This window comes from Georgenia sp. 311 (assembly GCF_006151955.1).
GTDB lineage: Bacteria > Actinomycetota > Actinomycetes > Actinomycetales > Actinomycetaceae > Oceanitalea > Oceanitalea wutianyii.
This window is the reverse complement of record NZ_VDFS01000046.1, coordinates 1-22,916: the sequence shown is the minus strand read 5'-3', so window position 1 is coordinate 22,916 and position 22,916 is coordinate 1. Positions and strand designations below refer to the sequence as shown.

19 protein-coding genes are annotated in these 22,916 nt (G+C 73.8%); 6 read left to right on the top strand and 13 right to left on the bottom strand.

Translation table 11 applies throughout. The features are described from left to right. The first annotated feature begins 83 nt into the window (after positions 1-83). Positions 84-1,541 carry a sensor histidine kinase gene (locus FHE66_RS10070; protein ID WP_139072828.1) on the top strand — a complete coding sequence of 486 codons (1,458 nt, stop codon included), beginning with the start codon at positions 84-86 and terminating at the stop codon, positions 1,539-1,541. Between the two features lie 24 nt (positions 1,542-1,565). Here the strand turns inward: FHE66_RS10070 and FHE66_RS10065 are convergent, their stop codons facing one another. Then, positions 1,566-2,174 (bottom strand): DedA family protein, encoded by a 609-nt coding sequence (locus FHE66_RS10065; RefSeq protein ID WP_139072864.1) that lies wholly within the window; start codon positions 2,172-2,174, stop codon positions 1,566-1,568. Between the two features lie 119 nt (positions 2,175-2,293). Further along, complete coding sequence (locus FHE66_RS10060) at positions 2,294-2,542, bottom strand: WhiB family transcriptional regulator (RefSeq protein ID WP_139072827.1); 249 nt, start codon at positions 2,540-2,542, stop codon at positions 2,294-2,296. A gap of 182 nt (positions 2,543-2,724) precedes the next feature. On the opposite strand from FHE66_RS10060, the gene FHE66_RS10055 reads away from it, so the two are divergent. Continuing rightward, the gene (locus FHE66_RS10055; protein WP_139072826.1) at positions 2,725-3,138 is read left to right on the top strand and encodes a hypothetical protein; all 414 of its coding nucleotides are present in this window, start codon (positions 2,725-2,727) and stop codon (positions 3,136-3,138) included. On the opposite strand, the gene FHE66_RS10050 is transcribed toward FHE66_RS10055, so the two are convergent. The 7 genes from FHE66_RS10050 to ligA form a co-directional block, all read right to left on the bottom strand. Further along, entirely contained in the window at positions 3,135-4,742 is a 1,608-nt protein-coding gene (locus FHE66_RS10050; RefSeq protein ID WP_139072825.1) for a phosphodiester glycosidase family protein, read from the bottom strand. The two genes, FHE66_RS10055 and FHE66_RS10050, sit on opposite strands and share 4 nt — an antisense overlap. A 166-nt stretch (positions 4,743-4,908) precedes the next feature. After that, entirely contained in the window at positions 4,909-7,509 is a 2,601-nt protein-coding gene (locus FHE66_RS10045; RefSeq protein WP_139072824.1) for an ABC transporter permease, read from the bottom strand. Beyond that, a complete protein-coding gene (locus FHE66_RS10040) occupies positions 7,509-8,258 on the bottom strand; it encodes an ABC transporter ATP-binding protein (protein ID WP_230976543.1) in 750 nt (249 codons plus the stop codon). Before FHE66_RS10040 ends, FHE66_RS10045 begins: the two co-directional genes overlap by 1 nt. Before the next feature lie 171 nt (positions 8,259-8,429). After that, a complete protein-coding gene (locus FHE66_RS10035) occupies positions 8,430-9,107 on the bottom strand; it encodes a response regulator transcription factor (RefSeq protein ID WP_139072863.1) in 678 nt (225 codons plus the stop codon). Positions 9,108-9,118: 11 nt separating this feature from the next. Continuing rightward, a complete protein-coding gene (locus tag FHE66_RS10030) occupies positions 9,119-10,552 on the bottom strand; it encodes a sensor histidine kinase (RefSeq protein ID WP_255303683.1) in 1,434 nt (477 codons plus the stop codon). A 2-nt stretch (positions 10,553-10,554) separates the two neighbouring features. After that, positions 10,555-11,256 carry an SOS response-associated peptidase gene (locus FHE66_RS10025; protein ID WP_139072822.1) on the bottom strand — a complete coding sequence of 234 codons (702 nt, stop codon included), beginning with the start codon at positions 11,254-11,256 and terminating at the stop codon, positions 10,555-10,557. A 94-nt stretch (positions 11,257-11,350) separates the two neighbouring features. Further along, the gene (gene ligA, locus FHE66_RS10020) at positions 11,351-13,720 is read right to left on the bottom strand and encodes an NAD-dependent DNA ligase LigA (protein WP_139072821.1); all 2,370 of its coding nucleotides are present in this window, start codon (positions 13,718-13,720) and stop codon (positions 11,351-11,353) included. Between the two features lie 121 nt (positions 13,721-13,841). Between ligA and FHE66_RS10015 the strand changes: the two genes are divergently transcribed. Then, complete coding sequence (locus FHE66_RS10015; RefSeq protein WP_168202648.1) at positions 13,842-14,906, top strand: MupG family TIM beta-alpha barrel fold protein; 1,065 nt, start codon at positions 13,842-13,844, stop codon at positions 14,904-14,906. Positions 14,907-14,988: 82 nt separating this feature from the next. Here the strand turns inward: FHE66_RS10015 and FHE66_RS10010 are convergent, their stop codons facing one another. Further along, complete coding sequence (locus FHE66_RS10010; protein ID WP_218013682.1) at positions 14,989-16,557, bottom strand: aspartate:alanine exchanger family transporter; 1,569 nt, start codon at positions 16,555-16,557, stop codon at positions 14,989-14,991. A gap of 9 nt (positions 16,558-16,566) precedes the next feature. Next, positions 16,567-17,826 carry a phosphatidylserine/phosphatidylglycerophosphate/cardiolipin synthase family protein gene (locus FHE66_RS10005; protein WP_139072819.1) on the bottom strand — a complete coding sequence of 420 codons (1,260 nt, stop codon included), beginning with the start codon at positions 17,824-17,826 and terminating at the stop codon, positions 16,567-16,569. Between the two features lie 71 nt (positions 17,827-17,897). On the opposite strand from FHE66_RS10005, the gene gatC reads away from it, so the two are divergent. From gatC to gatB, 3 genes are read left to right on the top strand one after another with little or no spacing between them, the layout of a single operon-like run. Continuing rightward, the gene (gatC, locus tag FHE66_RS10000) at positions 17,898-18,197 is read left to right on the top strand and encodes an Asp-tRNA(Asn)/Glu-tRNA(Gln) amidotransferase subunit GatC (protein ID WP_139072818.1); all 300 of its coding nucleotides are present in this window, start codon (positions 17,898-17,900) and stop codon (positions 18,195-18,197) included. Continuing rightward, positions 18,194-19,717 (top strand): Asp-tRNA(Asn)/Glu-tRNA(Gln) amidotransferase subunit GatA, encoded by a 1,524-nt coding sequence (gene gatA, locus FHE66_RS09995; RefSeq protein WP_139072817.1) that lies wholly within the window; start codon positions 18,194-18,196, stop codon positions 19,715-19,717. Before gatC ends, gatA begins: the two co-directional genes overlap by 4 nt. Then, positions 19,714-21,222 carry an Asp-tRNA(Asn)/Glu-tRNA(Gln) amidotransferase subunit GatB gene (gene gatB / locus FHE66_RS09990; RefSeq protein WP_139072816.1) on the top strand — a complete coding sequence of 503 codons (1,509 nt, stop codon included), beginning with the start codon at positions 19,714-19,716 and terminating at the stop codon, positions 21,220-21,222. Before gatA ends, gatB begins: the two co-directional genes overlap by 4 nt. Positions 21,223-21,553: 331 nt before the next feature. Here the strand turns inward: gatB and FHE66_RS09985 are convergent, their stop codons facing one another. After that, complete coding sequence (locus FHE66_RS09985; RefSeq protein WP_139072815.1) at positions 21,554-22,198, bottom strand: molecular chaperone; 645 nt, start codon at positions 22,196-22,198, stop codon at positions 21,554-21,556. Positions 22,199-22,207: 9 nt separating this feature from the next. Further along, on the bottom strand, positions 22,208-22,831 hold the full coding sequence (locus tag FHE66_RS09980) for a molecular chaperone TorD family protein (RefSeq protein ID WP_139072814.1): 624 nt from the start codon (positions 22,829-22,831) through the stop codon (positions 22,208-22,210). Between the last annotated feature and the right edge of the window lie 85 nt (positions 22,832-22,916).

Here is a 22,916-nt window from a genome sequence, read left to right as displayed (position 1 = left end):
CTCCAGTCGGTGGGAGGTCCCAGCCTAGCCGCCGCGCCGCGCGGGCGCCGGGTTCGCGGCGGGCCGCGCTATACGCTGGCAGGGTGTCGACGCTCAGCGAACTCATCCAGGACAGGTCGCGGCTGGACCCGCACAGCATCGAGTGGCTCCACCAGCTCGTCGGTGACTGGCAGGTCGTATCGGACCTCTCGTTCGCCGACCTCCTCCTGTGCATCCCGATGGGCGAGGAGGACTTCCTCATCGTCGCCCACTGCCGTCCCTCGACCGGGGCCACCGTCTACTACGAGGACGTCGTCGGCCGGCTCATCCCCGCGGGACGCCGCCGCCTGCTGCGTCAGGCGATGGAGCGCCAGGTCCCGGTCCGGGCGACCGAGCCGCGCTGGATCGGCTCCCACGCCGTGCGTGAGGACGCGATCCCCGTCGTCCACGAGGGCAGGACCATCGCCGTCGTCTCCCGCCAGGCGAACCTCGGCATCACCCGCACCTCCAGCCGGCTGGAGCTCAACTACGTCGAGGCCGCCGACGCGATCTGCGCGATGGTCGCCCGCGGGGAGTTCCCCCAGCCCGAGACCCCGTCGGGCTCGCGGCGCGGCGCCCCGCGCGTGGGGGACGGCCTGTTCCGCCTCGGCCTGGACGGCGAGGTGCTCTACGCCAGCCCGAACGCACTGTCGTGCTTCCACCGGCTCGGAATCATCGGTGACCTCACCGGAAAGGTGCTCGTCGAGGCCGTCACCGAGGTCATCGACGGCGAGGGCCCGGTCGACGAGTCGCTGCCCGTCGTCATGACCGGCAAGGCGGCATGGCGCTCGGAGATCGAGGCGCACGGCGTCGTCGTCTCCTTCCGCGCGATCCCCATCACGGAGAACGGTCAGCGGCGCGGGGCGGTGCTCCTGTGCCGCGACGTCACCGAGGTGCGCCGTCAGGAGCTCGAGCTGCTCACCAAGGACGCGACGATCCGCGAGATCCACCACCGGGTGAAGAACAACCTCCAGACCGTGGCCGCGGTGCTGCGTCTCCAGTCGCGCCGCTCGGGCAGCGAGGAGGTCCGCGAGGCCCTCGGCGAGGCGATCCGTCGCGTCTCGACGATCGCCCTCGTCCACGACATGCTCTCCCAGATCATCGACGAGATCGTCGACTTCGACGCCCTGTTCGTCCGGGTGCTGCGCCTGTCGGCGGACGTCGCGGCGGGCGAGGGGCAGGTGCGCACCGAGGTGTGCGGCAGCTTCGGTCAGGTGCCGGCCGACGACGCGACGGCGCTCGCCGTCGTGCTCACCGAGCTCGTCACCAACGCCGTCCAGCACGGGCTCGGGCCCGAGGGCGGCACCGTGGTCGTCACCGCGGACCGCGAGGGCGAGCAGCTCTCCGTCACCGTGCGCGACGACGGCAAGGGCATGGAGGAGGGCAGCGTCCTCGGTGGCCTCGGCACCCAGATCGTCTCCACGCTCGTGCGCGGGGAGCTCGGCGGGACCATCGAGTGGCTGCCGGCTCCCGGCGGCGGGACCGAGGTCGCCGTGCGGGCCCGGATCGCCGAGGCCCGCTGAGGCGGCTCGCCCGCCGCGTCCCGCTCAGTCGGTGGCGGGTGCCTCGCTGCGCTGCCGGCGCTCGCGCCCGCGGCGGCCGGTGCGGCTCCACAGGAACCACGCGACGGCGAGGACGATGCCCGCGATGACGACGAGCTGGAGGATGCCGGTGTACTCCTCCACCACGTGCCACCGCTCGCCGAGGTAGTACCCGGCGAGGACGAGGACCGTGTTCCAGATCGCCGAGCCCGCCGTCGTCAGCCCGAGGAAGACCGGGAGGCTCATCCGCTCGATGCCGGCGGGGATGGAGATGAGGCTGCGGAAGATCGGCAGCATCCGCCCGAAGAAGACGGCCTTGGTGCCGTGGCGCTGGAACCAGCGGTCGGTGGCGTCGACGTCGCGGGAGTCGACGAGCGGCAGCCGGTCGGCGATGGCCCGCAGCCGGCGCAGCCCGAGCGCGGCACCCAGCCCGTAGAGGGTGAGCGCGCCGACGACCGAGCCGGCGATCGTCCAGAGGATGACGCTGACGAGGCCGAGCTCACCCTGGCTGGCGGTGAAGCCGGCGAGCGGGAGGATGACCTCGCTGGGGATCGGCGGGAAGAGGTTCTCCAGGGCGATCGCGAGGGCCGCGCCGGGCCCGCCGAGGGTCTCCATGAGGGAGACCGCGTAGTCGGCGACCCCGGAGAAGAGGCCCCCGTCGTCGGCGGCGGACACCGAGGAAGCCCCCGGCGTCGCGAGGGACACCGGGGGCACGCTCAGTGCGGCGAGGGGAGTCAGGACGCGCGCCGGGCTCGGGCGGTGCGGCGCTTGAGAGCGCGCCGCTCGTCCTCGGACAGGCCGCCCCACACCCCGGCGTCCTGACCGTTCTCCAGCGCCCACTTGAGGCAGGTGTCCACGACGGGGCACCGGCGGCAGACCACCTTGGCCTCCTCGATCTGCAGGAGAGCGGGGCCGGTGTTGCCGATCGGGAAGAAGAGCTCGGGGTCCTCGGTCAGGCAAGCGGCGGTGTGGCGCCAGTCCATGAATGAAACTCCTTCTTGGGCGCGTGCGGACCGCCTGATGGAGCAAGGGGGGCGGTCCGGGAGAATGACTGTGCACCACCTTCACACGACGGCCCGTGCCGGGACAAGGGTTCGGCGGAGGTCAACCACCTCCCGGGGGGAGTGGCCTTCGTCACACGGATGTAGGACGTACGCTCAGGACCGTGACCTCCGACCGGCCCGTCCGTCCGCCCACCGCCCTTCTCAGCGCGCTGCTGCTCCTCCTCGTGGAGGTCGGGGCGCTCCTCGCGCTCACCGTCGGGATGCTCCTCGAGGTGGTCCGCGGGCAGAGCACCGGAGGGGCCGTCACCGCCGTGCTCGCCGCCCTGTTCCTCGGCCTGTGCGCCGTGCTGGTCGCCGCGGGCCGGGCGCTCTACCAGCGCCACCGGTGGGGCCGTGGGCCCGTCGTGACGTGGCAGCTGCTCCTCCTCGCCACCGGGGTGTCGCAGGCCGGCGCGCTGGAGTGGTGGGTCGTGACTCTCCTCGTCGCCTTCCCGGTGGCCGTGACGGTGGGGATCCTCCTGCCGCGCTCGGTGGAGTGGACCAGCAGCGCCACCCCGCCCCGCGCGGTCGCCTAGGACCGCCCGGGCAGGACGAGCACCGCGTCGCCCACCGGCCGCTCCCCGGCGGCGTCGGACGGGACGGTGAGCAGCCGGTCCCCGACGACCATCGCCGTCGACCCGCCGCCGTCGAGGTTGAGCGCCTCGCGCAGACCCAGCCCGACCGCGACGTCCGCGGCCTCCGGGATCGACAGGCCGAGCGCGTCGGTGCTGCGCCCGTCCGCGGTCACGAGGACGAGGCGGCCCTGGGCGTCCACGCCCGCGAGGGTGCGCGGGTTCCGCTTGTGCGCCCAGCCGTAGTAGAAGCTCGGGTTGTCCGGGTGGACCATGCCGTCGGCGGCGACGGTGACGTGCCGTGCGCCGTCGCGCACGAGCTCGGGTCCACCGTTGACGACGGCGGGGTAGCGGGTGGGGTGCACGGGTCGGCCCTCCTCGTCGTGCAGGGTCGTGCGGACGTCGAGCCGCCCGCCCTCCTCGACGAGTCCGCGCAGGACCGGGGCGAGGTCGCCGGTGGCCTGGACGGTGCGCCCGCCCTCCGGCACGGGGCCCCCGCGCTCCCCGCGGACCTCCACGACCCGGCCGCCCGCGTCGAGCACCACCTCGGTACCGGGGCCCGCGGGCGTGGTCGCGGCGTAGGTGCCGGTGAAGACGACGAGCTCGTCGGGGTCGGTGCACGTCGTGTCGTGCAGCGGCAGGGACGTCGGCAGGTCGTCGAGCCCGCCGCAGTTGCGCACGAGGCCCGGCACCCGGTTGACCCCGTCGAGCGGGAGACGGGTTCCGCCCGTGCGCAGCTCGCCCTCCCACGTGAGGCGCTCCACCTCGGTGCGCCGCGCGTCGGGTCGCAGCAGCAGCGCGGGCCGGTCCCCGACCGGCTCGCTGAGCAGCTCGCCGTCGACGACCGAAACCCCGGCCGGGTCGCCGGGCGCGCCGGCCCGCGGGTCGAGGACGAAGAACCCGCCGTTGACGGCCGCGAGGGCCCCGGAGAGGGCGGCGAGCTCGGAGGTCGTCTCGCGGCGCTCGACGTCCGGGCCGACCGACGCCGCGAGCTCGCCGCGGAAGTGGCGCGGGTCGACGGTGAGGACGTCGATCCGCCACGGCCCGCGGTCCTCCTCGCCGTCGGCGTCCCACGCGGTCGACAGGGTGGAGCCGCGGTGCCCGGCGGCGACGACCTGCTCCCGGGCCGCGTCCGCCGCGGCCCGGTCGGTGAACGAGCCGACGCGCACACGCCAGCCGAGGCTGCCGCCCGCGAAGTCCACGGTGGGCTGCGTGCGCACCTCCTCGGTGCGGGCGTCGAGCCCGGCGGCACGCAGCTCGGCGACGACCTCCTCGGCGCTCGCCCGGTCGCGCAGCGCGGTGGCGGGGGCGTCGGGGTCCGGTGAGCCGGAGCCCGCGGGCACCGAGACCTCGACCGTCCACGGGTAGGTCGCCTCGGCGTCCCCGCGGACGATCCGGGTGAGCGTGACCCCCGGGGCCACCGCCTCGGTGTGCCGGGTCTCCTGCAGGTCTGCCGCGCCGAGGGGGAGACCCGGCCCGTCGTCGGGCGCCGGCGCGGCGCCGGCGGCGAGGGGCAGGGCGAGCAGGGCGGCGGTCGCGAGGGCGGTGACACCGTGCGCACGGGGCATGGGAGGTCCTCCGGGGTCGGGGGCCGCTCGTCGCGGCCGGTGTGGCGCCAGTCTCACGGGGTGGGGGAGGGGCCGCCACAGCACGAACGGACCCCGCCGCGTCCAGGGACACGACGGGGTCCGTCGGTGCGTCGGCGCCGGCCCCTCCAGCCCGGCGGCGACGGGTCTAGTCGGCCGCGAGCGCGGCGACCGGCGGGGTGCGCACGGCGCTGCGGGCGGGCAGCACCGAGGCCGCGAACCCGGCGAGGAGCGCGACGACGACGATCGCGCCGAGGTACCCCCACGGCACGGCGAGCGCGAGCTCGCCTGAGCGGCCGAGGATGACCGCGGTGCCGGCCCAGCCGTAGAGCAGCCCGAGGACGGCCCCGATGAGCACCCCGGCCAGGGCGAGGAAGACGCCCTCGACGGCGAGCATCCGGCGCAGCTGGCCGCGGGTCAGGCCCATGGCCCGCAGCAGGGCCGACTCGCGGCGCCGCTCGATGACCGACAGGGACAGCGTGTTCGCCACGCCGATGAGCGCGATGACGACGGCCACGCCGAGCAGTCCGACGACGATCGCCAGCAACGTGTTGATGACCTGCTCGAAGATCTCGCGCTGGGCGGCCGGCCCGTCGACGTAGGGGGTGTCGTACCGCGCGTCGGGGTCCTGCGCCGTGGCCACCGCCTGGGCCTCGGTGAGACGGTCGGAGACCGTGGTGATCGTCGCGGCCTGGTCCTCGCCCGACAGGCGCGCCCACAGCTCGGTGACCGGCGCCTGCGGGTCGATCGCCTCGCGCAGGCTGAGCGGGGCGAAGGCGGTGTAACCGTTGCCCTGGACGACGAGGGTGAGGTCTGCGTCGCCCAGCGTCACCGTCTGCCCGTCGGTGAGGCCGACGTCGCGGGCCCAGCCGCTGCCGACGAGGAGCGTGTCCTCACCGAGCAGGTCGAGGAGCGAGCTGTCCCGCATGATCGACTCGGCGGCCGCGCGGTCGACGAGCGAGACCCCGGTCTCGATCTCCCCCTGCGGGGTCTGGAAGGTGGCCTGGGCCTCGGCGATGCCGAGCGTGGCCTCGACGTTCTCGGTGCGCTCGACCGTCTCGATCTGCGCGGGGGTGAGCCCGCCGGGAAGGCCGGTCTCCTGGTCCCAGGCGCTGGAGGAGACGACGAGGTCCACGGGGAACTGGCTGCGCAGCATCGAGTCGAGACTGGACCGGGCGCTCACCGCGCCCGTCGACATGAGCGCGACGAGCGTGACGCCGATGACGAGCGCGGTGGCGGTCGCCGCGGTACGGCGCGGGTTGCGCACGGCGTTGGCGGTGGCGATCCGCGCCGGGGTGCCGCCACCGGCCCGCCGGGCGAGCGCGCCCAGGCCACGGACGACCGTCGGGACGACGAAGACCATCCCGAGCATGACGCCGGCGAAGGAGACGAAGCCGCCGAGGATCCCCAGGGCGAGCCCGCCGAGCACGGCGGTCTCCTCGTCGATGGACTCGGCGCCGGCGAGGAACGGGGCCGCGGCCACCATGGCGCCGCCGCCCAGGACGAGGACGAGCGAGGCGACGACGCGCAGTCGGGAGGCGCCGCGCGGGTCCGGCGGCTCAGGGGGACGCAGCGCCGCGAGCGGGGAGACCACGGTCGCTGCCCGCGCGGGGGACAGCGCCGCCAGCACGGTGACGAGGGCACCGGTGACGATCGGGACGATGACGGCCGCCGCCGTGATCGTCACGTTGCTGGGCACCGGGAAGGGCAGCTCCTGGGCGTGCAGGACCCACAGGGCGCCCTGGGCGAGCGCGGTGCCGAGGACCAGCCCGGCGACACCGGCGACGATCCCGAGGATGAGCGCCTCGGTGAGCACCGAGCGGCGGATCTGGCGCTTGGTCGCGCCGACGGCCCGCAGGAGGGCCAGGGTGTGGGTGCGCTGGGCGACGAGCACCTGGAAGGTGTTGGTGATGACGATCGCGGCGACGAACATCGCCAGCGCGCCGAAGGCGAGGATGACCGCGGTGAGGGCGTAGGCCTGACCGGTGAGGTCCTGGAGCGTCTGCTGGGCGTACTCCTCGCCCGTCCGGACGGCGGCATTCGGCAGCTCCGCGGACACCGCGGCTGCGACGGCGGCCGGCTCCGCGCCGTCCGCCGCGCGGACGAGGATCTCGCTGAAGGCGAGCTCGCGGTCCGCCTGCACCACCCAGGCGTCGCGCTGGGCGGGGGTGACGAGCGCCGTGTTGCCCATGCCGACGAGCGCAGAGGGGTCCTGGAGGATGCCGGCGACGGTGAGCTCCGCGTCGACGAAGGGCATCGAGTCCTTCGCGCCAGGCGGGGGCGGCAGGTAGATCTCGGTCGACATCGTCAGTGCGTCACCGACCTCGACCTCGAGCCGGTCGGCGGAGGAGGCGGTGAGGGCGACCTCGCCCTGCGCCGTCGGGAGCGTGCCGTCGAGGACGGTGACGCCGGACAGGCCGGGGGAGCCGACGGCGTCGACGGCCGACCAGTCCTGGCGCCCACCGGCGACGATCGAGCCGAACATCGTCACCTGGCCGTCGGCGACGGAGACGCCGGGCAGGGCCCGGACCTCGTCGAGCTGCTCGGGGGTGAGCAGGTCGTCGCCGGACTGGACGACGACGTCCGCGTCTCCGATGTCGGCGGTGACCGCCGAGTACGTGGTGTCGCGGATGACCGCGGTGCCGAGGAGTGTCGCGGCGATGAAGGCCGTGCCGATCATGATCGCCAGGCCCGCGGCGAGCAGGCGCCCGGTGCTGCGGCGCATCTGGGTGAGGGTGAGTCTGAGCATCAGGCGTTCACCGTGCGCAGCGCGTCGAGACCGGCGAGGACCGACTCGGGGGTCGGGTTGTCGATCGAGCCGGCGATGCGGCCGTCGGCGAGGAGGACGACGCTGTCGGCGTAGGACGCCGCGACCGGGTCGTGGGTGACCATGACGATCGTCTGCCCGAGCTCGCGCACACTGGTGCGCAGGAAGGAGAGCACCTCGGCGCCGGAGCGGGAGTCGAGGTTGCCGGTCGGCTCGTCGGCGAAGACGACGTCGGGGCGGGTGATGAGGGCGCGGGCGATGGCGACGCGCTGCTGCTGGCCGCCGGACAGCTCGCTGGGCCGGTGGGTGAGCCGGTCCCGCAGGCCGAGCGTGTCGATGAGGGTGTCGAGCCACCCCTGGTCCGGGGCGGTGCCGGCGAGCTCGCACGGCAGGGTGATGTTCTGCAGGGCGGTGAACATCGGCAGGAGGTTGAAGGACTGGAATACGAAGCCCACCCGCTCACGGCGCAGCAGCGTGAGCTCGGTGTCGCCCAGGGCGGTGAGCTCGGTGTCCCCGAGGACGACCTGGCCGCCCGTGGCCGCGTCGAGCCCGGCGAGCAGGTGCATGAGGGTGGACTTGCCGGAGCCGGAAGGCCCCATGATCGCGGTGAACTCACCGGCGGTGAAGGCGACGTCGACGCCGCGGAGCGCGTGGACGGCGACGTCCCCGCTGCCGTAGACCTTGCTCAGGCCGCGTGCCTGGACTGCGGGTCGTCGGGGGGAGCTGCTCACAGGGATCCTCCTGGGTGGGGCGGCCACGGGCCGCGTCTGGTGATGTCACCGACGCTACGGGCGGCACCACGGTGCCTGCGTCCTGCCGGGGGCCTGTTCTCGGGTCATCCCGTGGTCGTACGCCACCACCCGCGGGTCCACCCCTGGGGCGGGCGGGCGCGCGCGGACGGGCTAGGAGCCCGGGGTGATGAGCCCGGTCTCGTAGGCGAGGACGACCGCCTGGACCCGGTCGCGGGCGCCGAGCTTGGAGAGCACCCGCCCGACGTGCGTCTTCACGGTGGCCTCGGCGACGAAGAGGTCGGCGGCGATCTCGGTGTTGCTGCGCCCGCGGGCCATGAGGACGAGGACCTCACGCTCGCGCTCGGTGAGCGCGTCGAGGATGGCAGGCGGGGCCTTCTGCTCGTCCGGGAGGACCTGGGCGAGGTGCTCGATGAGCCGCTTGGTGGACGACGGCGCGATGACGCCGTCGCCCGCGTGCACGGTGCGGATGGCCTGGAGCATGTCCTCCGGCGGGACGTCCTTGAGGAGGAAGCCGCTCGCTCCGACCTTGATCGCGCGCATGACGTACTCGTCGAGGTCGAAGGTCGTGAGGATGACGACCTTCGGGCCCGAGCCCTGCGCGGTGAGCTGCTCGGTGGCGGTGAGCCCGTCCATGCCGGCCATGCGCACGTCCATGAGGACGACGTCGGCGTCGTAGGCGCTGAGCATCCGCAGCGCCTGCGCGCCGTCGGAGGCCTCGGCGACCACCTCCATGTCCGGCTGGGAGTTGATGACGAGGGTGAAGCCGGCTCGCACGAGCTGCTGGTCGTCGACGAGGGCGACACGGATGGGGGTGTCTTCGGCGGGCATGGGCTCGGTGCTCACAGGACTCCGTTTCGTTGCTGCTGGGGCCATGATGCCGGAGCCAGCGGGGCGTTCGCGCCGTCGGGGGGTGGGAGTGGGCTGAGCGGCGTGACGCCGGGCAGCGGGATCTCCGCCCGCACCCGGTAGCCACCCCCGGGCTTCGCGCCGGTCTCGAGCGTCCCGCCGAAGAGCATGACCCGCTCGCGCATGCCGAGCAGACCGTGCCCGGCGCCGTCGTTCGAGGCGGCCGCGCCTCGGCCGGTGTCCTCGACCTGGACGATGATGCGCTGCGGTGCCCACTGGAGCAGGACGGTGGCGCTCGCGGCCGGACCGCCGTGCTTGAGGACGTTGGTCAGCGCCTCCTGGCAGATCCGGTAGACGGTGAGCCCGAGGCCGGGGGGCAGCTGGCGGGCGTCGCCGACGCGGATGAGCGAGACGTCGAGCCCCGAGGAGCGCAGCTGCTCAACGAGGCCGTCGAGGTCGGCGTCGATGGGCTGGGGCATCGTCGCGCCGTGGGTCTCGTCCTCCCCGCCCGGCGCGCGCAGGACGCCGAGGATCTTGCGCATGTCGGCGAGGGCCGCGCGCCCGGTGTCGGCGATGGTCGTGAGCGCGCGGACGGCGGCGTCGGGGTCCGCCGCCGCCGCGTACCGCCCGCCGTCGGCCTGGGCGATGACGACCGACAGCGAGTGGGCGACGATGTCGTGCATCTCCCGGGCGATGCGTGAGCGCTCCGCGGCGGTGGCGATCTGGGCCTGCTGGTCGCGCTCGATCTCCAGCCGCTGGGCGCGCTCGGCGAGCGTCTCGGTGTGGGCGAGGCGGCTGCGGCGCACCAGCCCCATCGCCCACACGAAGAGGCACGCGGCCCCGATGAGGCCGCCGATGACGGCGATGAGAAGGAGGCTCTCGGGAGACAGGTCGAGCCAGAACCGACCAGTGAGGCCGGGACCGGACGTCCCGCTGATCCACGTCGCGAGGAGCAGGCCGCCGAAGATGGCCGAGACGAGGGCCGTGCGCCCCGCCCACACCGGCCCGTAGACGGTCACCGAGTAGAGCGCGACGAAGATGAGGACGTCGGCGACGATGAGCGGCGCGCCGCTCGCGAAGTGGACCAGCGCCGCCCCGTAGACGACGACGGCGGAGGGGACCGGCCGCGTGCGGCGCCAGAACAGCGCGGCCGGCATGGCGAGGGACGCCAGCGCCCCGAAGAACGCGCCGTACCCGGTGGTGGCGGTGCCGACCCCGCCGATGAGCGAGGGGATCGCGACGAAGACCGCGAGCAGGAGGACGACGAGCAGGTCCACGGTGCGGCTGGTGTCGCGCAGCTGCGGCTCGGGCAGGCGTGGTGGCGCGCCGTGCATGGTCGAGCCCTGTGACACCCAGGGCTGGGAGGACGCGGGCGGCGGGGGCGGTGGCGGGTAGGACCAGGGGGAGTCGGTGGGGGAGGTGCTCACCGTCAGTCCACGGGCTCGATGAGGTCGGGGGTGTCGACGCGGACGTTACCCACGCGCGGCCCCACCCGGTGGAACTGCAGCTGCGGCCGCTCCGCGCCGATGGCCGCCAGGGCCTCCTCGGGCGCGGTCACCGACGGGTCGAGCCACGGCGCCACGGCGTCGCCGCGCAGGACGACGGGCTCGCGGTCGTGGATGCCGGCGAGCTGGGAGCGGGCAGGCTGGGTGAGGATCGTCGTCGACAGCAGCCAGCGGGCGGGGTCGGAGTCGTCCTTGCTCGGGTCACGCCAGAACGCGTAGAGCCCCGCGAAGGCGAGTGGTGCGGCGTCGGCCCGGTGGATGAAGTGGGGCGTCTTGGAGCCGTCGGGCTCCTTGCGCCACTCGTAGTAGCCGTCGGCGGGCAGGATGCAGCGCCGGGCGCGCAGCGACTTGGCGAAGGCGCTCTTCTCCGCGACCGTCTCGATCCGGGCGTTGATCATCCGCACCCCGATCGAGGGGTCGTCCGCGAACGCCGGGACCAGGCCCCAGCGGGCGGAGTGCATCTGGCGCACGTGCCCGTCCGAGCGTTCCAGGACGACGCGCACCCGGTCGGTGGGGGCGACGTTGAACGACGGGTGGACGGCGGCGGCCTCCTCCGCGATCTCCTCGACGTCGAAGGCGTCGGCGAGCTCCTGCGCCTCCCGGAACGATGCATAGCGACCGCACATGACTCAAGGGTGCCAGGTGGGTCCCACACCGGGCGTCCGACCCCGGGCTGACCGGGGGTGGCACGCCCTCAGACCAGGGGTGGACCCGGTGGCCTCAGCCCAGGGCGTCGGGCCCCTGCTCGACGAGCGTGCGGAACTGCTCGGCGTCCAGGACCGGCAGCCCGAGCTCCTCGGCCTTGGCGAGCTTGGACCCGGCACCGGGGCCGGCGGCCACGTAGTCGGTCTTCCTGCTCACGCTCGTCGCGGCCTTGCCGCCCGCGGCGATGACCGCCTCCTTGGCACCCTCGCGGGTGTAGCCCTCGATCGAGCCGGTGATGACGACGGTGAGCCCTTCGAGCACGCCCCCGGTCTCCGCGGCGGCCCCGGGACCGGGGTGGCCGGGGATCGCGAAGCGGACGCCGGCGGCCGTCCACCGCTCGACGATCTCGCGGTGCCAGTCGACCTCGAACCAGTCGCGCACGGCGTCGGCGATGATCCCGCCGACGCCCTCGACGGCGGCCAGCTCGGCCTGCTCCGCCGCGCGGATCGCGTCGAGGGAGCCGAAGTGCGCGGCGAGCGCCCGCGCGGCGACGGGTCCGACGTGCCGGATGTTGAGGGCGACGAGCTGGCGCCACAGGTCCTTGGTCTTGGCGCGCTCCAGCTCCTCGAGGAGGACGAGCGCCTGCTTGGAGGGGTGGACGCGGCGGAAGTTCTTGCGCACCCCTGCCGCGCGGCGCTCGGCCGGTGTCGCGTCCTCGTAGCCCGGCGGGTAGGTGAGCTCCACCCGCTGGAACGGGCGGCGGCGCACGGGCTCGCCGTGCTCGTCCACCCGCGGCTCCCCGGTCTCGTTGTCGCGCACGACCACCTCGATGGGCACGAGCTCGTCGAGCTCGAGCTCGAAGAGGCCGGCCTCGGTGGTGAGCGGCGGCTGCGCCGGGCTCGTCGGCTGGGTGAGGGCGGCGGCGGTGACCTCGCCGAGCGCGTCGACGTCCAGGGCGCCGCGGGAGCCGATGTGCTCGACCCGTCCGCGCACCTGCGCCGGGCAGGAGCGGGCGTTGGGGCACCGCAGGTCGATGTCCCCCTCCTTCATCGGCCGCAACGGCGTGCCGCACTCGGGGCAGTCCTGCGGCATGACGAACTCGCGCTCGCTGCCGTCGCGGAGGTCGACGACCGGCCCGAGCACCTCGGGGATGACGTCACCGGCCTTGCGCAGGACGACCGTGTCCCCGATGAGCACGCCCTTGGCCCGCACGACCTCCTGGTTGTGCAGCGTCGCCTGGCGCACCGTGCTCCCCGCGACGTGCACCGGCTCCATGACGGCGTAGGGGGTGGCCCGCCCGGTGCGCCCGACGCCGACCTTGATGTCGAGCAGCCGGGTGTGGACCTCCTCGGGCGGGTACTTGTAGGCGATGGCCCAGCGCGGGGCTCGGCTCGTGCGGCCGAGCTCGGCGTGCAGGGCGAACTCGTCGACCTTGACCACGACGCCGTCGATCTCGTACTCGACCTCGTGGCGCTCGCGGCCGTACTGCTCGACGTAGGCGCCCACCTCCTCGACGCTGCCGAGGACCTTGGTGCGGGGGTTGGTCGGCAGGCCCCAGCCGGCGAGGAGCTCGTACACCTCGCTCTGCGCGTGGACCGGCGGGTCGCCCCAGGCGCCGAAGCCGTGGACGAACAGCGCCAGGGCGCGTAGCCGGGCGGTCCCGGCCTCGTGCTCGAGCCCGGTCTTCTTGTCGAGCCGCTGCCGCAGGCCGCCGCTGGCGGCGTTGCGCGGGTTGGCGAAGGCGGGGAAGCGGCGGGCGGCGCTCGCCTCGGCGCGGGACTCGTCGAAGGTGCCCCCGGTCGAGCGCTCCTGCCACCGGGTGCGGGCCTCCGCGACGGCGCGCTCACGGAGCTCGGCCTGCAGCTCGTTGAGCCGCTCGAACTCCGCGACGGGGATGAACAGCTCGCCCCGGACCTCGACGAGCGGAGGGTGCCCCTCGCCCGCGAGGCGGTCGGGCACGATGCCCAGGCGCTTGACGTTGCTCGTGACGTCCTCACCGACCCGGCCGTCCCCGCGCGTCGCGGCGGAGGTGAGGACGCCGTGCTCGTAGCGCAGCGACACAGCCAGTCCGTCGATCTTCAGCTCGGTGAGCCAGGCGACCGTGCGGCCGGCCGCCGCCTGGGTCTTGGCGCACCACTCGGCGAGCTCCTCCAGGGAGAAGACGTTGTCGAGGCTGAGCATCGGCTCGGCGTGCTCGATGGTCGGCAGGTCGCTGGTCCCGGCGGCACCCACCACCTGGGTGGGGGAGTCCTGGCTGCGCAGCAGGGGGTGCGCGCGCTCGATCTCCTCCAGGCGGTGCATCCACCCGTCGTACGTCGCGTCGTCGACGAGCGAGGTGTCCTTGCCGTAGTACGCCTCGCGGGCGCCGTCGATCTTCTCGGTGAGCGCGCGGGCCTCGTCCCTCGCCTCGTCGAGGCTCGCGGGGACCGGTTCGGTCTGTGCCACGCGGGCCAGTGTACGAAGGAGCGGGCCGCCTGCCTCGCGGTGGGGCCCGCGCCGGCTGAGAGACTGAGGGCCCGTGCGGGCACCACCCGCGCGGGTGCACCGACCCCCTCGAGGAGACCCCGTGACCGGCTTCGGACTGTCCGCCTACTTCCGTCACCTCGACGTCGCCGAGCAGGTCTGCGCGACCGCCCGCGAGGACGGGTTCACCACGCTCTTCGGCTCCCTCCACGTTCCCGAGGAGCCCGAGGGCGACTTCCGCGCGCGGATGCAGCGGGTCGGCGCGCTCGCCCAGGACAACGGGCTCGGCCTCGTCGTCGACATCTCCGGCCCGTCGCTCGCGGCCGTCGGCCTGGACGTGACGACGGCCGGGACGATGCGCGACTGGGGCGTCACGGCCCTGCGGGTGGACTACGGGCTGAGCGACGAGGAGATCGTCGCGCTGTCCCGCTCGATCCCGATCTGGTTCAACGCCTCCACGGCCACCCCGGGCGACTACGAGCGGCTCGTCGGGATGGGGATGCGCACCGAGGGGATCGGCATCTCGCACAACTTCTACCCCAAGGTGTGGACCGGGCTGTCGGAGGAGTTCCTCGACGCCCAGACCCGGATGTTCCACGGGCTCGGCCTGCCCGTCCAGGCGTGGGTGCCGGGCGACGGCCTGCGCCGCATCCCCCTCGGGTTCGGCCTGCCCACGCTCGAGCGGCACCGCGACACCCACCCGGTGGCCGCGGCCATCGACCTGCTCCGCCTCGGCGTCGACGACGTCTTCGTCGGAGACCCGTCGTTGTCCGAGCGCACCCGCCGCACGTGGCGGGCGTGGGCGGTCGAGGGGGTCGTCGAGCTCGAGGTCGAGCTCACCGCACCGGTGCCGCAGGCCGTGGCCGAGCGGCTCGCCGTCCAGGACCGCAACCGCACCGACGACGCCGCCGCGATGGTCCGCCTCGAGGGCGCCCGCGGGGCGCTCGCCGACGTCGCCGTCCCGGCGGGGCCGACCGTCGGGCGCGCCCTGGGCTCGGTGACCGTCGACAACGACGCCGCCGGTCGGTACAAGGGCGAGATCGCGATCCAGCGGCGCGACCTGCCGGCCGACCCGACGGTCAACGTCGTCGGCCACGTCGTCGCCGAGGACCGCGACCTGCTCGACCGGATCGGGCCCGGCCAGCCCGTCCGTCTCCGCCTGCGCTGACCCGGCAGGCTCGCCGGCCGGTCACTCCCGGCCCTCTCCGGTCCCGCCGGAGGCACCTGGTGCCCGACGGCGGGGCCGGCGGTCAGAGGGTGGTGACGAACTGGACGAGGAGGATCTTGACGATGATCCCCAGGGCGAACAGCGAGGCGTAGCCCGCCTCGACCCGCTCGTCGCTGACCCGGCCGCCGACGTAGGCGAGGATCGCCGGCTGGCCCACGAAGCCGGCCAGCGCCCCCGCCGTGCGCGGCGTGCTCTGCCCGAGCAGCCGGGCCATGACGACGAACGCCACGGCGGCGAGTCCGACGAGCAGGATGCCGACGAGCACGACCCGCAGCCCGAGCGGCGTGAACGCCTGCGCGGCGAACGCCTGCCCGGAGGACAGGCCGGTCGCCCCGAGGAACAGCAGCAGGCCGAGCTGGCGGATGGTGAGGTTCGCGGCGTTGGGCAGCGTCCACACGATCGGACCGGTGCGGTCGAGCCGGCCGAGGACCATCCCGACGACGAGCGGGCCCGCCGCCGAGCCGAGCGCGAAGGCGGCCCCGCCGGGCAGCGGCACCGTGATGAGCCCGAGGAGCAGGCCGACGGCGATGCCGGTCATCGCCGACAGCGGGTCGATCTCGCTCACGCCGCGCTCGGAGTCCCCGAAGATCTCGGACAGCTCGGTGAGGCGCCCGCGCGGGAAGACCACCCGGACCCGGTCCCCGAGCTGGAGGACGAGGTCGTCGCCGGCGAGCAGGTCCCGGTCCCCGCGGCGCACCCGGGTGACGACGCCACCGAAGCGGCCGGGGATGTCGAGGTCGTGGACCGTGCGCCCGGCCACCTTCCGGTTCGACACGACGAACCGGCGGAAGTGGACGACCGAGCGGTCGTGTGCCAGGTGGCGGTGCACCCGCCGGCCGAGGTGCTCGACGGCGCGCTCGACCGCCTCGCGTGACCCGACGACGACGACGCGGTCGCCGGCCTGCAGGTCCTCGTCGGCGTCGACGACGCGGGTCGCCCCGTCCCGCTCGAGGTAGGACAGACGGACCTCGCCCTGCGCGACGCCGGGGATCGCCGACAGCGGCCCGGGGTGCTCGACCTCCGCGCTCACGTCGATGAGCCCGATGCCCGCTGTCGGGTCGGGGTCGCGCCGGGCCTGCCACGGCCGCGCGGTGACGACCGCGACGACGACGATCGAGACGAGGACGCCCATGGGGTAGGCGAGGGAGTACCCGACCGCGGGTTCCTGGGAGCCGGCCGCCGTCGTCGCCGCGGCCAGCGCCGGCGTCGAGGTCAGGGCCCCGGCGTAGGCCCCGCCGGCCATCGCCGCGGGGATCCCGGCCCACCGGGCGGCCAGGACGGCCACGCCCGCGACGACGACGAGCACGACGATCGATCCGGCCATGAGCGGCAGCTGGCCGCGCAGGTCGCGGAAGAAGGTGCCGCCGGCCGCCAGTCCGACGGTGTAGACGAACAGGGCCAGGCCCAGCGTCTGGACCAGGCCCAGCCCTTCCCCGAGGCGGGGGTCGAGTGCGCCGACCGCGAGCCCGACGAACAGCGCTCCGGCGGCGCCGAAGCGGACGGGCCCGAAGGGCACCGCCCCGAGGAGGGTGCCGAGGGCGACGACGAGCATCATCGTCAGGAGGGGAGCGGAAGCGAGGACGTCGAGCACGGTGGTACCTCAGAACAAGAAGCGAAGCGGGTGGAGCAGTCGTTCACCCACCCGGTTGAGGAACGGGCGACTCTCCCACTCCTCCAGGGTGAGCAGACGGGCGTTGGTGAGGTCGGTGGCGAAGACCTTCTCCATGTGCCGGGCGATGGCCTCGTCGTAGATCTCGAGGTTGATCTCGAAGTTGCCGACGAGGGACAGCCGGTCGATGTTCGTCGTTCCGATCGTCGTCCACCGGCCGTCGACCGTCGCCGTCTTCGCGTGGACCATCGCGCCCTGGTAGAGCCAGATCGTCACCCCTCCCTCCAGCATGCGCCGGTACAGGGTGCGCGCTGCCCAGTCGGCGAGCACGTGGTTGGACACCTCGGGGATGAGCACCCGCACGTCCACCCCGCGCCTGGCCGAGCGGAGCATCGCGCCGAGGAACTCGGTGTCGGGGATGAAGTAGCCCTGGGTGATGTAGATGTGGTGCTGCGCCCGGTCCATCGCCTTGATGTAGGCGCCGCGCACCGGGAAGAGCATCGAGGAGGGGGAGTTCTGCGTCGACTGGATGCGGGCGTCCCACGACAGCGCCCCGCGGTCCTCGAGCTCGGGGTGGTGGGGGCGGCGGTGCTCGTTCCAGAAGTCGACGAACGCGTTGTCCAGCTCCCACACCTGCGGACCGCGGACCTGCAGGTGGGTGTCGCGCCAGCTCGTCGCGTAGAGCTGGCCGATGTTGTAGCCGCCGACGAAGCCGCGCTCGCCGTCGACGACGAGGATCTTGCGGTGGTCCCGGCCGGACTTGCGGATGTTGAAGGTGATGAGCCCCGGGCGCCACAGCGGGAAGCGCATGACGTGCACCGAGTCGGGGAAGCGCTTGAACGACCGCGGGACGACGAGGTTGCCGAAGGAGTCGAAGATGACGAAGACCTGCACCCCGCGCTCGGCGGCACGGATCAGCTCGCGCTTGAACTCCCGGCCGACGGGGTCGTCCTTCCAGATGTAGGACTCGAAGAAGACGTAGTGCTTCGCCTCGCGGATCGCCTCGAGCATCGCGGCGTAGACGTCCTCGCCGTAGGTGTAGACCGTGAGCGCGGAGCCGGCGACGTCGATCGGCACGGGCTCGGTGAGGGGGAACTCCCCGCCGGGGGGCTCCCGTCGCTTGCGCAGCGAGTCCACCCCCCACACGGTCGCGGCGGCCGCGACCTGCGCGCATGCGAGGCCGAGGGCGCCCCAGGTGACGGCGCGTCGGACGCGCGGCCGCAGCCACCTGCGGGCGGTGCTCAGCTTCATGTACCAAACCTAGAGCAGCGAGGGGCTGCCCAGCCCCGGCGGCGCGGGGCGTGGCGTTAGACTCGATCTCCATGTCCACCATCAACGCAGCCGAGGTCGCGCGTGTGGCCGCCCTGGCCCGCATCGACCTCACGACCGAGGAGGTCGAGCGCCTCGCGGGGGAGCTCGGCGTCATCGCCGATGCCGTCGCCCAGGTGAGCGCCGCCGTCGGCCCCGACGTCCCGGCCACCAGCCACCCGATCCCGCTGACCAACGTCATGCGGCCCGACGTCGTCGAGGAGCCGCTGTCGGTCGACGCGGCGCTCTCCGGCGCGCCGGCCAGCCGGGACGGCCAGTTCCTGGTCCCGCAGATCCTCGGGGAGGACGCATGAACGAGCTGATCACCGCGACCGCGGCGGAGCTGTCCGAGCGGCTGCGCGCGAAGGAGGTCAGCTCGGTCGAGGTCACCCAGGCGCACCTCGAGCGCATCGCGCAGGTCGACGGCGCCGTGCACGCCTTCCTCCACGTCAACGGCGAGGAGGCGCTGGCCACCGCCCGCGACGTCGACGAGCGTCGGGCTCGCGGCGAGGAGCTCCACCCGCTCGCCGGCGTGCCCATCGCCGTCAAGGACGTCGTCGTCACCAAGGGACAGCCGACGACGGCCGCCTCGCGCATGCTCGAGGGCTGGGTGCCGCCGTACGACGCGACGATCGTCGAGCGGCTGCGCGCCGCGGGCCTGCCGATCCTCGGCAAGACGAACCTCGACGAGTTCGCCATGGGCTCCTCCACCGAGCACTCGGCGTTCGGCCCCACCCGCAACCCGTGGGACCTCGAGCGCATCCCCGGCGGCTCGGGCGGTGGCTCGGCCGCGGCCGTCTCCGCCTTCGAGGCGCCCCTGGCGATCGGCACGGACACCGGTGGCTCCATCCGCCAGCCCGCCGCCGTCACCGGCTCCGTGGGCACCAAGCCGACCTACGGCGGGGTCTCGCGCTACGGGCTCATCGCCCTCGCCTCGAGCCTCGACCAGGCCGGCCCGGTCTCGCGCACGGTGCTCGACTCGGCGCTGCTCCACGAGCTCATCGGCGGGCACGACCCGCGCGACTCGACCTCCCTGCCCGACCCCGTGGGTGACCTCGTCGCCGCGGCCGGCGCCGGCGACCTGCGCGGCGTGCGTCTGGGCGTCGTCCGTGAGCTCGGCGGCGAGGGCTACCAGCCCGGCGTCCAGGCGAGCTTCACCGCCGCCCTGGAGCTGCTCCGTCAGGCCGGGGCCGAGGTCGTCGAGGTGTCCTGCCCGAGCTTCGCCTACGCGCTCGCGGCGTACTACCTCATCCTCCCGGCCGAGGCCTCCTCCAACCTCGCGAAGTTCGACGGCATGCGCTACGGCCTCCGCGTGGAGCCCTCCGAGGGCCCCCTCACCGCCGAGCGCGTCATGGGCGCCACCCGCGGCGCCGGCTTCGGCGACGAGGTCAAGCGGCGCATCATCCTCGGCACGCACGCACTGTCGGCCGGGTACTTCGACGCCTACTACGGCAGCGCGCAGCAGGTGCGCACGCTCATCCAGCGCGACTTCGCCGCCGCGTTCGAGCAGGCCGACGTCCTCGTCTCACCGACCACCCCGACGACGGCCTTCCGTTTCGGGGAGAAGCTCGACGACCCGATGGCGATGTACCTCAACGACGTCGCGACCATCCCGGCGAACCTCGCCGGCATCCCCGGCATCTCGGTGCCCAGCGGCCTGAGCGACGACGGCCTGCCGGTCGGCTTCCAGGCGCTGGCCCCGGCCCGCGAGGACGCCCGGCTCTACCGGGTCGGAGCGGTCCTCGAGCGGCTGCTCGACGAGCAGCGCGGGCACCGGCTGCTGGCCGAGGCTCCGGCCCTGCCCACCACCGTCTCCGAGGAGGCCCAGCGATGACCGCGACCACCCCCGCGCTCGTCGACTTCGACGACGCCGTCACCCGCTACGACCCGGTCATCGGCATCGAGGTGCACGTCGAGCTGGGCACCGCGACGAAGATGTTCGACGGCGCCCCCAACGCCTTCGGCGGGGAGCCCAACTCCCTCACGACGCCGGTGTCCCTCGGGCTGCCCGGCGCGCTGCCGGTGGTCAACCGCACCGCCGTCGAGTACGCGATCCGCATCGGCCTGGCCCTCGGCTGCGAGATCGCCGAGACGTGCCGCTTCGCCCGGAAGAACTACTTCTACCCGGACCTCACGAAGAACTTCCAGACCTCCCAGTACGACGAGCCGATCGCCTTCGACGGCGCCATCGACGTCGAGCTCGAGGACGGCACGGTCGTCCCGATCGCGGTCGAGCGCGCCCACATGGAGGAGGACGCCGGCAAGAACACCCACGTCGGCGGCGCCGGGAACCGGATCCACGGGGCGGAGTACTCCCTCGTGGACTACAACCGTGCCGGGGTGCCGCTCGTCGAGATCGTCACCAAGCCGATCACCGGCACCGGCGCGCGGGCGCCGGAGGTGGCCCGCGCCTACGTGAGCACGCTGCGTGACCTGTTCCGGGCACTGGGCGTCTCCGAGGCCAAGATGGAGCGCGGCAACGTCCGCGCCGACATCAACGTCTCGCTGCGCCCGGGCCCCGACGCGCCGCTCGGCACGCGCACCGAGACGAAGAACGTCAACAGCTTCCGCTCGATCGAGCGCGCCGTGCGCTACGAGGTCTCGCGCCAGGCTGCCGTCCTCGACGCCGGCCAGGCCGTGGTCCAGGAGACCCGCCACTGGCACGAGGACACCGGCACGACGTCGCCCGGCCGGGTGAAGTCCGACGCCGAGGACTACCGGTACTTCCCCGAGCCGGACCTCGTCCCGCTCGCCCCGAGCCGGGAGTGGGTCGAGGAGATCCGCAGCTCGCTGCCCGAGATGCCGGCGCTGCGGCGTCGTCGTCTCCAGGGGGAGTGGGGCTACGCCGACGCCGAGATGCGCGACGTCGTCAACGCCGGGGCGGTGGACCTCATCGAGGCGACCGTCGCGGCCGGCACCGACCCGGGCGCGGCGCGCAAGTGGTGGATGGGCGAGCTCGCCCGCACCGCCAAGGCCGACGGCGTCGAGCTCGAGGAGCTGGCCGTGACCCCGGCGCAGATCGCCGAGCTGCAGTCGCTCGTCGACTCGGGCCGGATCAACGACAAGCTCGCCCGCCAGGTGCTCGCCGGCGTGCTCGCGGGGGAGGGCGGTCCGGAGGAGGTCGTCGTCGCCCGTGGCCTGGAGGTCGTCTCCGACGACGGTGCGCTCATCGCGGCCGTCGACGAGGCCCTCGCCGCCAACCCGGACGTCGCGGAGAAGATCCGTGGCGGCAAGGTGCAGGCGGCCGGCGCGATCGTCGGCGCGGTCATGAAGGCGACGCGCGGTCAGGCCGACGCCGCCCGCGTCCGCGAACTCATCATGGAGCGCGTCAGCGGCTGACGCCCCCTCACGCACAACCCCTCACGCGCGAGAGCCGGATCCTGCACGCAGGATCCGGCTCTCGCCGTACATGGCGCCCTCACCACCCGCACATGGGCGCCCCACCACCTGCCGAGCGCTGGATCGTGCACGCGCCCGAGCCGGCGACGTGGGTGGGGAAGGGAGGTGGTGCGAGAGGGACGCGGGACGGGAGGGACGCGGGACCCAGGACGGGCCCCCGCGACGGATCTCGTCCCCGCGACTGGTCACGCCCCGCCCAAAGACGCCGAGAGCTGGATCGTGCACGGTGCACGATCCAGCTCTCGGCGTCTGGACCGGGGGACGGGGGCTGTCAGGCGTCCTCGGTCTGGACGCCGGTGGCCTGGGCGTAGCTCTCGAGCGCGCCGGCCGTGAGGTGGGCGAGACCCGCCATGAAGGCGGTGTGCGCCTCGTCCACGACCCGTCCGAGCATCTCGGGAGCCCACTGGCCGAGGTGGTCGCGGTAGAAGTCCGCGCCCAGGCGGACGTACCGCTCCGCGTCCGCCTCGGAGCCCTGGTCCAGGGCGTCCAGCGCCCGCAGGCAGGACTGGGCGACGAACTCCAGCTCGAGGCCGATGTGGTCGTCCGGCTCCCGGTTGAGCTTGGGAGCCTGCAGCGACAGGGTGCGGTAGGCGTCGCGGACCTGGAGGGTGTGCGCGTCGAAGACGAGCCGCTCCTGGCCGCGGTGAACCGACTCGTAGGGCGCGACGCGGGCGACGGCAAGGGTGCCGTAGAGCCCGGCGTGGTCGGCGCGGACGGCTGCGGCGTCCTCCGCCACGGCCTCGGAGGACCGCAGGACCTGCAGGCCCTGAGTGGCGCCCTCCGTCCCGGGCAGCGGCCACTCGTCGAGCATCTGGCGGAACGTCGCCAGGGTGTCCTCGTCCGGCGGCTCCTGGTGGAAGCGCGCGAGGACGGTGAACCCTGCGGCGAGGGTGTCGAGCTGGGTGGGGTCGAGCACGGAGCCTCCTCAGGCTGGGGGGTGGTCCAGGGCCGCGGAACACAGTCTCTCGTGCTCGGTGAGAAAGCCGCGGAGCAGACCGGGCAGGGCCCGGTACAGGTGGGTGTGGGCATGCGCCTCGATGCCCTGGAGGACCAGCTCCACGACGGGGTCGAGGTGCTCGGTCCGGAAGCGCTCGGCGCGCTCCGCCGCGGCGCGCGCGGTCTCGAGGTCACCGGCGGCGCTGGCCCGCCCGACGAGGGTGGCCAGGTCGGCCAGGTAGGCCACCTGGTAGCCCAGGTGGTCGTCGACGGGGGTGGGCAGGCCGGTGAAGTTCGCACCCTCGTAGGTCGCCGCGAGCTCGCTCAGCAGCGCCGCCCGGTCGACGTCGGCGCGCCACGCCGACTCGTGCAGGGCGACGAGGGGCTGCCGGCCCCGGAAGAGCGTCACGTGCTCGCGGGCGAGCACCTCGTACGGGTCGGCCCCGAACCCCTCCAGCGCCGCAGCGCTGGAGGGGTCCGTGAGCGGCCACGTCCCGCGCATCTGCGGGGTCCCGAAGCTCTCGGCGAGCGCCTGGCTGGGCGCCGCCAGGAGCAGCCGGGACAGCACGAACCCGGCTGTCCCGGTGCGGACTCCGTGGTCGAGGAGATCCATCAGATGCCGACTCGGATCATGGAGTCGTAGTGCAGGGAGCGGCCCATGAGCTCGGCGATGAGGGCGAGGGTGAAGGCCGCGGTCA